Here is a 13,888-nt window from a genome sequence, read left to right as displayed (position 1 = left end):
ATGTACGGCGCGTCGGCACGTCCTCAGCCACCTGCACCCGGCCGCAACAAGCCGGTGCCGCGTGGCGCCAGCCGAATGGTGGCCAAGGAGCCTCTGTCGGCGCGCCTGCCCAAGGCTAACTTCAGTGTTCTGAAGCGTCTGCTCTGGCCTGTGTTGCTGGTGGTTCTGGGCTTCGGCACCTATGAGGCCGCACAACGTCTGCTGCCGTACGCCGACCGCCCGATTACCCGCATCAATGTGCAGGGCGATTTGAGTTACATCAGCCAGCAGGCTGTGCAACAGCGGATTGCGCCTTATGTGGCGTCGAGCTTTTTCAAGATCGATCTGACCGGCATGCGCACCGAGCTTGAGCAGATGCCCTGGATCGCCCACGCCGAAGTTCGTCGTGTATGGCCGGATCAGGTTGTGATTCGTCTTGAAGAGCAGTTGCCGGTTGCCCGTTGGGGTGATGAAGCGCTGTTGAATAACCAGGGGCAGGCTTTCACGCCGCGTGAACTGTCCAATTACGAACATCTTCCCCAGTTGTTCGGCCCGCAGCGGGCCCAGCAGCAGGTGATGCAGCAGTATCAGGTGTTGAGTCAGATGTTGCGCCCGCTGGGCTTCTCCATCGTGCGCCTGGAGCTGCGCGAGCGCGGCAGCTGGTTCCTGACGACAGGCGCCGGTAGTGCTGGCCCGGGAATCGAATTGTTGCTTGGACGCGACCATCTCGTCGAAAAAATGCGCCGTTTCATCGCGATTTACGACAAAACGCTGAAAGAACAAATCACGAATATCGCGCGCGTCGACTTGCGTTACTCCAACGGCCTTGCGGTCGGTTGGCGCGAACAGGCAGCGGCAACGACGGACAAACCCGCCGTCGCGAAGAATTGATAAGAGGCAGGACCATGGCAAACGTGCAAAGCGGCAAAATGATCGTCGGGCTGGATATCGGTACCTCCAAGGTGGTGGCACTGGTAGGCGAAGTCGCGGCCGATGGCTCGCTGGAAATCGTGGGTATCGGTACCCATCCCTCCCGCGGCCTGAAGAAGGGCGTGGTAGTGAATATCGAGTCGACTGTGCAGTCGATCCAGCGTGCAATCGAAGAAGCGCAGCTGATGGCGGGTTGCCGTATCCACTCGGCATTTGTCGGCGTTGCAGGCAGCCACATTCGCAGCCTGAATTCGCACGGCATCGTGGCGATTCGTGATCGCGAAGTCAGTTCTGCGGACCTGGAGCGTGTGCTCGATGCTGCTCAGGCGGTGGCCATTCCTGCCGACCAGCGCGTGCTGCACACCCTCCCTCAGGATTACGTGATCGATAACCAGGAAGGCGTGCGTGAGCCTTTGGGCATGTCCGGTGTACGTCTGGAAGCCAAGGTTCACGTCGTGACCTGCGCAGTGAATGCCGCGCAGAACATCGAGAAGTGCGTGCGTCGCTGCGGCCTGGAAGTCGACGACATCATTCTGGAACAACTGGCGTCGGCGTATTCCGTACTGACCGATGACGAGAAAGAGCTGGGCGTGTGCCTGGTGGATATCGGTGGCGGTACGACCGACATCGCGATCTTCACCGAAGGCGCCATTCGTCACACGGCGGTTATCCCGATTGCGGGCGATCAGGTCACCAACGACATCGCCATGGCGTTGCGTACCCCGACCCAGTACGCCGAAGAAATCAAGATTCGCTACGCCTGCGCCCTGGCCAAACTGGCCGGTGCCGGTGAAACCATCAAAGTACCGAGTGTGGGCGACCGTCCACCTCGCGAGCTGTCGCGTCAGGCCCTGGCCGAAGTGGTAGAGCCTCGTTACGACGAGCTGTTCACCCTGATCCAGGCCGAGCTGCGCCGCAGCGGTTACGAAGACCTGATCCCGGCTGGCATCGTGCTGACCGGGGGCACAGCGAAAATGGAAGGTGCGGTCGAACTGGCCGAGGAAATCTTCCACATGCCGGTGCGCCTTGGCGTGCCGCACAGCGTCAAAGGGCTCGCTGATGTCGTGCGCAACCCTATCTACTCGACCGGCGTAGGCCTGTTGATGTACGGGCTGCAAAAACAGTCGGACGGCATTTCACTGTCCGGGATGGTCGGCAACAGCAGTTACAGCGACGAAACCAAGGCACCGGTGCTTGAGCGTATCAAGCGTTGGGTGCAGGGCAATTTCTAAGTTTCAACGTTTAAAAGTTTCACAGCTTCAGATTCAGGGCTTCAAAAGCAATATCGGCAGGCAGTAGGCAAAACTAACTAGAAAGCGGAAGGAGAGAGAAATGTTCGAACTCGTAGACAACGTCCCGCAAAGCCCGGTTATCAAAGTTATCGGTGTAGGCGGTGGTGGCGGAAACGCTGTCAATCACATGGTCAAGAGCAACATCGAAGGCGTGGAATTCATCTGCGCCAACACAGATGCTCAAGCGCTGAAAAACATTGGCGCGCGGACCATTCTGCAACTGGGCACCGGCGTGACCAAAGGCCTTGGCGCTGGCGCCAACCCTGAAGTCGGTCGTCAGGCCGCACTGGAAGATCGTGAGCGCATTGCAGAAGTTCTGCAGGGCACCAACATGGTTTTCATCACCACTGGCATGGGCGGCGGTACCGGTACCGGTGCAGCACCGATCATTGCTGAAGTGGCCAAGGAAATGGGCATTCTGACGGTCGCAGTCGTGACCCGTCCGTTCCCGTTCGAAGGTCGCAAGCGTATGCAGATCGCCGATGAAGGCATCCGCATGCTGTCCGAAAGCGTCGACTCGTTGATCACCATCCCCAACGAGAAGCTGCTGACCATCCTGGGCAAGGACGCCAGCCTGCTGTCGGCTTTCGCCAAGGCTGACGATGTACTGGCCGGTGCCGTTCGCGGTATCTCCGACATCATCAAGCGTCCGGGCATGATCAACGTCGACTTCGCCGACGTCCGCACCGTGATGAGCGAAATGGGCATGGCGATGATGGGTACTGGCTGCGCCAGCGGTCCTAACCGTGCGCGTGAAGCCACCGAAGCGGCCATTCGCAACCCGTTGCTCGAAGACGTCAACCTGCAGGGCGCTCGCGGCATCCTGGTCAACATCACTGCCGGTCCTGACCTGTCGCTGGGTGAGTACTCGGACGTGGGTAGCATCATCGAAGCGTTCGCTTCCGAGCACGCGATGGTCAAGGTCGGTACGGTTATCGATCCGGACATGCGTGACGAGTTGCACGTGACTGTGGTTGCCACCGGCCTGGGCGCGAAAATCGAGAAGCCGGTCAAGGTCATCGACAACACGCTGCAGACCACCCAGCAGGCTCCTGCCCAGCAGGCGTCGCGCCAGGAAGCACCTTCGGTCAACTACCGCGATCTGGACCGTCCTACCGTGATGCGCAATCAGGCACACGCAGGCGCTACGGCAGCGGCGAAGATGAACCCTAACGATGATCTGGATTACCTGGATATCCCGGCTTTCCTGCGTCGTCAGGCCGATTGATGAAATGTATCAGGGGTATTAGGGTGATTGGTGTTCAGCAAAGGCATGGTCTGCTATCATCGCCAGCCTTTGTTGATACCAGTTCGCAACTTGCGCTGAAGCGGCCCATGCCATGATTAAACAACGCACCCTGAAAAATATTATCCGTGCCACAGGTGTAGGCCTGCACTCCGGGGAGAAGGTTTACCTGACCCTCAAGCCCGCACCTGTGAATACCGGCATTGTGTTTTGCCGAGCTGACCTTGACCCCGTCGTGCAGATCCCTGCGCGTGCGGAAAACGTCGGCGACACCACTCTGTCGACCACTTTGGTCAATGGTGATGTCAAAGTTGACACGGTAGAACACCTGCTCTCGGCCATGGCTGGCCTTGGCATCGATAACGCCTACGTCGAGCTCTCTGCCTCCGAAGTTCCTATCATGGACGGCAGCGCAGGCCCTTTCGTATTCCTGATTCAATCGGCTGGCCTGGAAGAACAGGACGCGCCGAAGAAATTCATCCGCATCCTGCGTGAAGTCACAGTGGAGGAGGGCGGTAAACGCGCTACTTTCGTGCCTTTCGAAGGGTTCAAGGTCAGTTTCGAGATCGATTTCGATCACCCCGTCTTCCGTGATCGCACCCAAAGTGCAAGCGTGGACTTTTCCAGCACTTCCTTCGTGAAGGAAGTCAGCCGTGCCCGGACCTTCGGGTTCATGAGTGACATCGAGTACCTGCGCAAGCACAACCTCGCACTCGGCGGCAGTGTGGAAAACGCCATCGTGGTCGACAAGGACGGCGTACTGAACGAAGACGGCCTGCGTTACGAGGACGAATTCGTCAAACACAAAATCCTCGACGCCATCGGTGACCTTTACCTGCTGGGCAATAGCCTGATCGGTGAGTTCCGTGGCTTCAAATCGGGGCATGCACTGAACAATCGTCTCCTGCGCACGTTGATCGAGCAGAAAGACGCTTGGGAAGTGGTGACTTTCGAGGATGCCAGTACGGCACCTATTTCCTACATGCGCCCTGTCGCGGCCGTGTAGGCAAGCTTTACTCTCTTTCCTTTTGTTCTTTAAAGGCTGCCCTCGGGTGGCCTTTTTTTATCCGCTTCATTGGGCAAAGCCAGTTGCGCAGAGGATCTGGCGAAAATCACTCAGACGTCATTCCTTGTCCTTGGCATGGCTGGCCAGCCGCTCAAGTGCTGCCCGCAGCTTGGGATCAGTGATGCCCTCGGCGGTGGCCTGAATGTTCTCGGCGGCAATCGAAGACAGGTCGATGGTGTGCGTGGCCGCTCCGCGCGGGGCTTCAGGTGGCTGCACCCTGAAGACAATGCGCATCAGGTTGATGAATTCGTCGAAGGCCATCAGTTGCCGGTGCAGGCGCTTCTGCTGATAGCGCAGGCGCGTGGCCCAGTGACCATCCGTCACGATCAGCAACAAGGTGCCTTCGCGCCACGAGGCCACACGACAGTGCTCGCGCGCGGCTGGTTGCAGCTGACTTTCGAGCAGGCGCTGCAAATGGCTAAGGCGTTCGGCGTGACGAAAGATAGCCTTCAGAGGCTTGGCTTCACGCAGCAGAACCGCGGGCGGGCGGGCGTTCAGAGGACGAAAGGCCATGGTGGAGTGCCTGGTAACAAGATGAACATCTTAACAGAAAGCGTTCTAACGGCTGCTTTTCAGGGCATTTCCGTGCTTTCATATGCAAATCAATGAGTAACTTCCCCGGATTATGGGTTGAAGTGCTTGAAATTGGCCCCATTGTAAACCTGCCCCATAACAGCGCTGTGCCAGCATCGTGGAATAACGCCACTTTCCTCACCATCGTTTCCGGGTAGAATGCTCGTTCGCATGCGGCCATCTGGGCTGCACGGGCGACTCACGGGGCCGCCCTCCATTCCTATGTGTGGAAGATCCTGTCGATATGTTTGCGCCTTTGTTGAAAAAACTTTTTGGAAGCAAGAACGAGCGTGAAGTAAAACGCATGCTCAAGACGGTACAGATCGTCAATGCCTTCGAAGAGCAAATGGTGGCCCTTTCGGACGAGCAATTGCGCGCCAAGACCGAAGAGTTCAAGGCCCGCATAGCCAAAGGCGAGACCCTCGATCAATTACTGCCGGAAGCCTTTGCTGTCGCTCGTGAAGCGGGCAAGCGCGTCATGGGCATGCGCCACTTCGACGTTCAGTTGATCGGCGGTATGACCCTGCACGAAGGTCAGATCGCGGAAATGCGTACCGGTGAAGGTAAAACCCTGGTCGGTACGTTGGCTGTGTACCTAAATGCGCTTTCCGGCAAGGGCGTTCACGTAGTCACCGTGAACGACTATCTCGCTCGCCGAGATGCCAACTGGATGCGTCCGTTGTACGAATTCCTCGGTCTGACCGTAGGCATCGTCACACCATTCCAGCCGCCGGAAGAAAAACGCGCTGCTTATGCTGCCGACATCACCTACGGCACCAATAACGAATACGGCTTCGATTACCTGCGCGACAACATGGCGTTCAGCATGGACGACAAGTTCCAGCGCGAACTCAATTTCGCCGTAATCGACGAAGTCGATTCGATTCTGATCGACGAAGCGCGTACGCCGCTGATCATCTCCGGTCAGGCCGAAGACAGCTCCAAGCTGTACACCGAAATCAACCGCCTGATCCCCAAGCTCGAGCAGCATATCGAGGAAGTGGAAGGCGAAGTCACCAAACCGGGCCACTTCACCGTTGACGAGAAAACCCGTCAGGTTGAGCTGAACGAAGCCGGTCACCAGTTCATCGAGGAAATGCTCACCGAAGTCGGCTTGCTGGCTGAAGGCGAGAGCCTGTACTCGGCTCACAACCTGGGCCTGCTGACTCACGTTTATGCCGGTCTGCGTGCGCACAAACTGTTCAACCGCAACGTCGAGTACATCGTTGCAGACGGCCAGGTTCTGCTGGTCGACGAGCATACCGGCCGCACCATGCCGGGCCGTCGCTTGTCCGAGGGCCTGCATCAGGCCATCGAAGCCAAGGAAAACCTGAACATTCAGGCCGAAAGCCAGACCCTGGCATCGACCACGTTCCAGAACTACTTCCGTCTGTACAACAAACTGTCCGGCATGACCGGTACGGCTGACACCGAAGCGTTCGAATTCCACCAGATCTACAACCTGGCCGTCATGGTCATCCCGCCGAACAAGCCGTTGGCGCGTAAAGACTTCAACGACCTCGTCTATCTGACGGCGGAAGAGAAGTACGCAGCCATCGTTACCGACATCAAGGCCTGCATTGCAGAAAACCGCCCGGTGCTGGTAGGTACGGCGACCATCGAAACCTCGGAACACATGTCCAATCTGCTCAAGCAGGAAGGCATCGATCACAAGGTTCTGAACGCCAAGTTCCACGAGAAAGAAGCAGAAATCATCGCGCAGGCCGGTCGTCCGGGGGCTTTGACCATTGCTACCAACATGGCCGGTCGCGGTACCGACATCCTGTTGGGTGGTAACTGGGAAGTTGAAGTCGCCAATCTGGAAGACCCAACCCCTGAGCAAATCGCACAGATCAAGGCTGACTGGCAGAAACGCCATCAGCAGGTGATCGAGGCGGGCGGCCTGCACGTTATTGCCTCCGAGCGCCACGAATCGCGCCGTATTGACAACCAGCTGCGTGGCCGTGCCGGCCGCCAGGGTGACACCGGTTCCAGCCGTTTCTACCTGTCGCTCGAAGACAGCCTGATGCGTATCTTCGCCTCGGACCGCGTGAAGAATTTCATGAAGGCGCTGGGCATGCAGTCCGGTGAGGCTATCGAGCACCGCATGGTGACCAACGCCATCGAAAAAGCGCAGCGCAAAGTGGAAGGTCGCAACTTCGACATCCGCAAGCAATTGCTCGAGTTCGATGACGTGGCCAACGAGCAGCGCAAAGTGATCTATCACATGCGTAACACGCTGCTGGCTGCCGAGAACATTGGTGAGACCATCGCTGACTTCCGTGAGGAAGTGCTCAACAATCTCATCAGTCAGCATATTCCGCCGCAATCCCTGCCGGAGCAGTGGAACGTTGCCGGTCTGGAAGCCGCGCTGAACACCGACTTTGCCGTCAAACTGCCCGTCCAGCAGTGGCTGGACGAAGACGACAACCTGCACGAAGACAGCCTGCGCGAAAAAATCATGGCGCAGTTGTTGGTGGCGTACAACGAGAAGGAAGACCAGGCCAGCGCCGAAGCCCTGCGTTCCTTCGAGAAGCAGATCCTCCTGCGCGTGCTGGACGACCTGTGGAAAGATCACCTGTCGACCATGGACCACCTGCGTCACGGTATCCACCTGCGCGGCTACGCTCAGAAGAACCCGAAGCAGGAATACAAGCGCGAGTCCTTCACGCTGTTCCAGGAGCTGCTCGATTCGATCAAGCGCGACACCATCCGTGTACTTTCGCATGTTCAGGTTCGTCGCGAAGATCCAGAGGAAGAAGAGGCGCGCCTGCGTCAGGAAGCCGAAGAACTGGCCAGCCGCATGCAGTTCGAACACGCTCCTGCGCCGGGCATCGACCAGCCGCTGCCGGATGAAGAGGGTGGCGAAGCGCCTGTAGCCGTCGTATCCGAGCCGGTCCGCAACGACCAGAAACTGGGTCGCAACGAGCTGTGCTGGTGTGGTTCGGGCAAGAAATTCAAACACTGTCACGGCCAGATCAACTAAGCCTTTGACTGTGTAATACCTGCGCCGCGACCGGCTTGCCCGTCGCGGCGTTTTTTCATTGATCGCCGTACCGATGCGGACGGCGCCATACTCCTTGAGGAGCACCCCGATGGCTGTTGGTCTTGGTCCTTTGCCTGCGTTGCACCCGGTTCCCGGTTTTGAACTTGGCATTTCTTCTGCCGGCATCAAACGCCCGGGGCGCAAGGATGTTGTGGTCATGCGCTGTGCCGAAGGCTCCAGCGTTGCCGGTGTATTCACCTTGAATGCGTTCTGCGCCGCGCCGGTCATTCTGGCCAAACAGCGTGTTCAGGGGACGGTGCGTTATTTGCTGACCAACACCGGCAATGCCAACGCGGGCACGGGCGAACCAGGTCTGGTTGCTGCGCGACGTACTTGCGAAAAGCTGGCGCAACTGACCGGCGTCGATGCATCAGCAGTGCTGCCTTACTCAACGGGCGTGATCGGCGAGCCGTTGCCTGTGGAAAAAATCGAAGGCGCGTTGCAAGCCGCGCTTGATGATCTGTCTGTGGATAACTGGGCCGCTGCGGCGACCGGCATCATGACCACCGACACCCTGCCCAAAGGCGCGAGCCGTCAGTTCACCCACGATGGCGTAACCATCACAGTAACCGGCATCAGCAAAGGCGCAGGCATGATTCGCCCGAACATGGCGACCATGCTTGGCTACATCGCTACCGACGCCAAAGTGTCGCAGAGCGTACTGCAGGACCTGATTCGCGACGGAGCCAACAAATCCTTCAATCGCATCACTATCGATGGCGATACTTCGACCAACGATTGCTGCATGCTGATTGCCACCGGTCAGGCTGATCTGCCCGAGATCACCGAGGCCAAGGGCCCGTTGTTCGACGCGTTGAAGAAAGCCGTGTTCGACGTGTGCATGGATGTCGCTCAGGCCATCGTGCGTGATGGCGAAGGTGCGACCAAGTTCGTGACGGTAGAAGTCAACGGTGGCGGCAATCATCAGGAGTGCCTGGACGTCGGTTATGCCGTGGCCCACTCGCCGCTGATCAAGACCGCGCTGTTCGCCTCCGATCCGAACTGGGGACGTATTCTGGCGGCTGTCGGCCGCGCTGGCGTGCCGAACCTGGACGTGAGCAAGATCGACGTATTCCTAGGCGGCGTATGCATTGCCAGCCAGGGCTGCCGCGCCACGACCTACACCGAAGAGCAGGGCTCGGCGGTAATGGCCGAAGAAGAGATCACCATTCGTATCGAGCTGGGTCGCGGTGATTGCAGCGAAACCATCTGGACCACCGACCTTTCTCACGAATACGTGAAGATCAACGCGGAATATCGCACCTGATTCAATGCCCGGCGCGCGGGCATCCTGCCCTCGCGCCGGGCTCAATGGAGCTGAACCATGAGCCTGCATCTGATTATCGGCGACAAACGCTATTCCTCCTGGTCGCTGCGTCCCTGGCTGGTGCTGGAAATGACCGGTGCTGCGTTCACCGATCAAGTCATCCGCCTGAACCTGCCGGACACCCGCGAGAATATTCTCAAGTATTCGCCGACCGGCAAGGTGCCTGCGCTTCAGTGTGAGCACGGCACGATCATCGATTCGCTGGCGATCTGTGAATATCTGGTCGAGCGCTTCCCGGACGTCGAGCTGTGGCCGCGTGATATCGCTGCCCGTGCCCAGGCCCGTTCGGCGTGTGCGCAGATGCACAGCGGTTTCGTCAATCTGCGCTCGAACATGCCAATGGACCTGCGTCAGGATAAGGCGCTGGAAGTGATCACCGTCGATACCCAGAACGATATCGACCGTATCGTCGAGCTGTGGGCCGAATGTCGCGCTGCTGCTGCCGAAAGTGGTCCTTTTCTGTTTGGCAAGCCGAGCATTGCTGATGCGTTCTTCGCACCGGTGGCTATTCGTCTGCGCGGCTATCACGTCCAGTTGCCGGCAGAGGCACTGGCGTATATCGAAACCATCTACCAGTGGCCCGCCTTCAAGCGCTGGCAGCAGGCAGGCCTGCAGGAGTCCTGATCGTGAAACGAGTTCATGTGGCTGCCGCCGTCATTCGTGGCGCTGACGGCAGTGTATTGATTGCCCGACGTGCCGACACTCAGCATCAAGGTGGCCTCTGGGAGTTTCCCGGCGGCAAGGTCGAAGAGGGTGAGACCGTTCAGGCCGCGCTCGCACGTGAGCTTCAGGAAGAGTTGGGCATCCTGGTGACGGCGGCACGTCCGCTGATCAAGGTTTGTCACGACTATCCGGACAAGCAGGTGCTGCTGGACGTCTGGGAAGTCTCGGCATTTACCGGCGAGCCGCATGGTGCAGAAGGGCAGCCACTGGTCTGGGCGGCTCCGCGAGAGCTGCCTGACTACGACTTTCCGGCCGCCAACCAGCCGATTGTCGCTGCGGCACGTTTGCCCGGCGAGTATCTGATCACGCCTGACGGGCTGGACAATATCGAGCTGTTGCGCGGTATGCAGAAAGCCATCGCAGGCGGTATCAAGCTGGTCCAGTTGCGGGCCCCGGGTGGCTATGACCCGAAGTATCGCGATCTGGCCGTGGATGCGGCCGGGCTGTGTGCGGGCAAGGCGCAGCTTATGCTCAAAGGGCCTCTGGAGTGGCTGGGCGACTTTCCGTCCGCCGGTTGGCACCTGACGGCGGAGCAACTGCGCAAGTACGCCAGTCGTGGACGTCCGTTCCCTGAGAACCGCTGGCTGGCGGCGTCGTGCCATAACGCCGAAGAGCTGGCCCTGGCAGAGCAGATGGGCGTGGATTTCGTCACCCTGTCACCGGTTCAGCCCACCCTGACTCATCCCGATGCACAGCCGCTGGGCTGGCAGCAGGCGGCGCAACTGATTGCAGGCTTTAACAAACCGGTTTTTCTGCTGGGCGGCGTTGGCCCTTCCGAGCGTCAGCAGGCCTGGGAAAGCGGCGCACAGGGCGTGGCCGGGATCCGCGCGTTCTGGCCTGACGAAATCGTCTGAGTCGCACAGCTGACCCAGAGCACTCATCGTTATACACGTCCGCTTTTGACTATGGCCGAAGGCCGTGGGAGCGGACTTGTCCGCGAAGCGTCGCCCGGTCCGCTCCCCACAAATGCCCCTACGCTTCAACGTGAAAACGCTCCGCGTCACAAATCTGCGCCGCGCAGCCATTCGGATGCTCATCAAACCGGCTTGGGCGCGGGCTGCCAGAGTATTTCCGCAATGCCCTGTCTTCTGGCGATCAATCGAGCAGCGACGAACAGCAAATCCGACAACCTGTTGATGTACGCCAGCCCGGCGCCTTCCAGTGGCTCGACCGCATTCAGATGCTGGCAACGGCGTTCGGCACTGCGCGCCAGGCTGCGGCAGATGTGCGCTTGAGCGATAAGCGATGAGCCGCCTGGCAAGATGAAATTTTCCAACGGCCCCAGCTCTTCATTCCACACATCGATTGCCGCTTCCAGCCGCTCGACCTCAGCGTCCTTCAGCGCTTTGTAAGTTGGCATCGCCAGTTCACCGCCCAGATCGAACAGCCGATGCTGGCAAGGCGCGAGCACCTCGATCACTTCGTTGAGAGCCGGCACGCTTTTGGCCTCATCAATCAGTCCGGCCAGCAACAGGCCGAGCTGGCTGTTGAGCGTATCGACCTCACCAATGGCCTCGACGCGCGGATGATCCTTGGACACCCGTCGACCGTCGCCCAGACCGGTCTCTCCGGCATCACCGGTGCGTGTGTAAATCTTCGACAAACGAAAGCCCATTGCTGCGATTCCTGATCAAGACTTGGAAATAACCTGCTGCTGAACGCTTACCTGGTTGGCCACCAACGGTAGACGCAGCGTAAAGCAGGTGCCTGTGCCGAGAGAGGAATGCACCTCCATCTGGCCTTTATGATTATTGGTAACAATGAAATACGACACCGACAGACCCAGCCCGGTGCCCTGGCCGATTTCCTTGGTGGTAAAGAACGGTTCGAAAGTACGTTTTCGGACGTTTTCGGACATGCCGATGCCGTTGTCCTCCACCTGAATTTCGGCCCAGGGCGGGTTGAGACGGGTACGCAGGATGATGCGTCCAGGCTCCTCGCTCTCCGGGCGCTGGTGAATGGCCTGGGCGGCGTTCTTCAGCAGGTTCAGCAGCACCTGCTCCAGTTCGTTGGCGATGCACGGTACCGGACCCAGTTCCGGGTCGAACTGACGGATGATGTGCTGGCCCTTGAAGTCGAAACCGACTGTCAGGTCAAAATCGTTGCTGGCAATTTCCACTGCCTGATCGATCAATGCCGGTAAGTCGCAGGCTGACAGCTGACGACTGCTCAAGCGGCTGAAATTGAGCATGTGGCTGACAATCTTTGCTGCCCTGGCACCCGCTTGCTGGATGCCATCGAGCAGTTTTGGTACTTCGCGGCTTTCCAGATAATGATTGACCTGCGCCAGATCGATACCGTCGGCTTCGGCCTGCTCAATGTTCTTCGGCAGTTCCGGGGACAGACGCCGCCTGATGTTCTGCACATTGTGCAGAATGGCGCCCAACGGGTTGTTGATCTCGTGGGCCATGCCCGCTGCCAGACCGCCGACAGACAACATCTTCTCCGACTGCACCATCATTTCTTCCAGCGATATACGCTGGGTGATGTCATCGATACGGATCACCACGCCACGCCCGGCATCGCCGGTCAGCGGGTAGAACGTCAGCGCATAGTGGCGCGACTCGTCGTTTTTGATCCAGGTCACGCGCTCGATCTTGGTCACGCTGTGGCGCTCGACGGTGTGCTTGATTTGCGGCAGAAACGAGCGCATCGGCTCGAAGGCCAGAAAGATCGGCTGGTTCAACGCTTCGTCCAGCGTGGTTCCGGACAGCGCTGTCGCCTCCTGATTCCACTGGGTGACGTACAGCTGCTCGTCCAGCGCGATCATCGCCGAGGGCATCGAATCAATGATGCTGTTGAGGTAGTTCTGAAAGCCGGTGAGCTTCTTCTCGATCTTGCTGCGCACCTGGACTTCCAGTTCCAGTTTGCGGTTGGTGTGGCGGGTTTCCTCGGCCAGCCCCTGTGCTTGATCGTAAGCTTCCTGGGAGTCATCTCGAGCGCGCTTGAGTTGTTGCTCACGCGCTTCGATACGCGACAGCATGGTATTGAATGCCTCGGCCAGACTGCCGATTTCATCCTCGTTGCCAGGCTCTGCGCGCAGTGCGTAGTTTTCTTCGCGGGTGACCTGCCGCGACAGTTCTTCCAACTGATAAATGGGCTCTGTGATCAAGCGCCGGATCTGCCGGGCCACCACCAGCCACAGCAATACGCTGAACACCAGAATGCCCAGACTCGCGGTCAGTGTGCCGGTGTAGAACGCGGGAGGCAGCTCGCTGCTGGCAACCAGTAACATGTGCCCGGGCGGTTCGTCGCCTTTCGGTACGGTAATGACCTGCGTGCTGCGAAATTCAGTAAGCCGCCAGCTTTCGAGGTCCTTGTAGTGTCTGGGCAGTTGCAGGCCCTCGCCCTGTTGCATCTGCTCAAGTCGCTCTCCGTCGTTGTCGTATATGGCCGCTGCACGTAGCGGGCCGTAGCTTTTGAGTTCCTTGAGCAAGGCACGCGCATCGGCAGGCGAGTTCAAGGCGCGCTCGTTGAGATTGGCGCTGCTGATCAGACGGCCAATGGTCTGCAGGGCCTGCGGGGCCATCGCTTCCTGAGAGATGTAATAAGCCGCGCTGATGAAGGTCAGGTTCGCAACCAGCAGCACGGTGGTCATCAGGACCAGCAGGGCGGCCAGCAGTTTCTGACCTACCGGCAGGTTTTCCAGGCGTTGGCGCAAAGGCATTGGGAAGGTCGCAGTGACATGTGATGCGAGCAGGGTAGC

Annotated in this window: 11 protein-coding genes; 8 read left to right on the top strand and 3 right to left on the bottom strand. The window is 58.9% G+C overall.

Annotated features, from left to right (window positions below; translation table 11 throughout):
- From RYA97_RS12265 to lpxC, 4 genes are all read left to right on the top strand, one after another.
- Entirely contained in the window at window positions 1-870 is an 870-nt protein-coding gene (locus RYA97_RS12265; protein WP_004666180.1) for a cell division protein FtsQ/DivIB, read from the top strand.
- A 14-nt stretch (window positions 871-884) separates the two neighbouring features.
- Window positions 885-2,141 (top strand): cell division protein FtsA, encoded by a 1,257-nt coding sequence (ftsA, locus tag RYA97_RS12260; protein WP_002555042.1) that lies wholly within the window; start codon window positions 885-887, stop codon window positions 2,139-2,141.
- 100 nt (window positions 2,142-2,241) lie between these two features.
- Window positions 2,242-3,429, top strand: coding sequence for a cell division protein FtsZ (ftsZ, locus tag RYA97_RS12255; protein WP_002555041.1), 1,188 nt, complete (start codon window positions 2,242-2,244; stop codon window positions 3,427-3,429).
- Window positions 3,430-3,541: 112 nt separating this feature from the next.
- Window positions 3,542-4,453, top strand: a complete 912-nt coding sequence (gene lpxC / locus RYA97_RS12250; RefSeq protein WP_002555040.1) for a UDP-3-O-acyl-N-acetylglucosamine deacetylase — start codon at window positions 3,542-3,544, stop codon at window positions 4,451-4,453.
- Between the two features lie 117 nt (window positions 4,454-4,570).
- Here lpxC and RYA97_RS12245 read toward each other — a convergent pair whose 3' ends face one another.
- A complete protein-coding gene (locus RYA97_RS12245; protein WP_316892361.1) occupies window positions 4,571-5,026 on the bottom strand; it encodes a DUF721 domain-containing protein in 456 nt (151 codons plus the stop codon).
- Between the two features lie 304 nt (window positions 5,027-5,330).
- Between RYA97_RS12245 and secA the strand changes: the two genes are divergently transcribed.
- The 4 genes from secA to RYA97_RS12225 all read left to right on the top strand — a co-directional run bounded on the left by secA (window position 5,331) and on the right by RYA97_RS12225 (window position 11,036).
- On the top strand, window positions 5,331-8,072 hold the full coding sequence (gene secA, locus RYA97_RS12240) for a preprotein translocase subunit SecA (RefSeq protein ID WP_316892359.1): 2,742 nt from the start codon (window positions 5,331-5,333) through the stop codon (window positions 8,070-8,072).
- Between the two features lie 109 nt (window positions 8,073-8,181).
- The gene (gene argJ / locus RYA97_RS12235) at window positions 8,182-9,399 is read left to right on the top strand and encodes a bifunctional glutamate N-acetyltransferase/amino-acid acetyltransferase ArgJ (RefSeq protein ID WP_316892357.1); all 1,218 of its coding nucleotides are present in this window, start codon (window positions 8,182-8,184) and stop codon (window positions 9,397-9,399) included.
- A gap of 57 nt (window positions 9,400-9,456) precedes the next feature.
- Window positions 9,457-10,083, top strand: a complete 627-nt coding sequence (locus RYA97_RS12230; protein ID WP_002555036.1) for a glutathione S-transferase family protein — start codon at window positions 9,457-9,459, stop codon at window positions 10,081-10,083.
- Between the two features lie 2 nt (window positions 10,084-10,085).
- Window positions 10,086-11,036, top strand: coding sequence for a Nudix family hydrolase (locus tag RYA97_RS12225; protein ID WP_316892354.1), 951 nt, complete (start codon window positions 10,086-10,088; stop codon window positions 11,034-11,036).
- Window positions 11,037-11,218: 182 nt separating this feature from the next.
- On the opposite strand, the gene RYA97_RS12220 is transcribed toward RYA97_RS12225, so the two are convergent.
- Together RYA97_RS12220 and RYA97_RS12215 are read right to left on the bottom strand one after the other, a co-directional pair.
- On the bottom strand, window positions 11,219-11,797 hold the full coding sequence (locus RYA97_RS12220; protein ID WP_002555034.1) for a cob(I)yrinic acid a,c-diamide adenosyltransferase: 579 nt from the start codon (window positions 11,795-11,797) through the stop codon (window positions 11,219-11,221).
- Between the two features lie 15 nt (window positions 11,798-11,812).
- Window positions 11,813-13,849, bottom strand: coding sequence for a sensor histidine kinase (locus RYA97_RS12215; RefSeq protein ID WP_005780979.1), 2,037 nt, complete (start codon window positions 13,847-13,849; stop codon window positions 11,813-11,815).
- Window positions 13,850-13,888 lie beyond the last annotated feature (39 nt).

This window comes from Pseudomonas syringae group sp. 26L6 (assembly GCF_032587815.1).
GTDB classification, from domain to species: domain Bacteria; phylum Pseudomonadota; class Gammaproteobacteria; order Pseudomonadales; family Pseudomonadaceae; genus Aquipseudomonas; species Aquipseudomonas amygdali.
The sequence above is the reverse complement of the archived record's forward strand: the minus strand, read 5'-3'. Positions and strand labels throughout refer to the sequence as shown.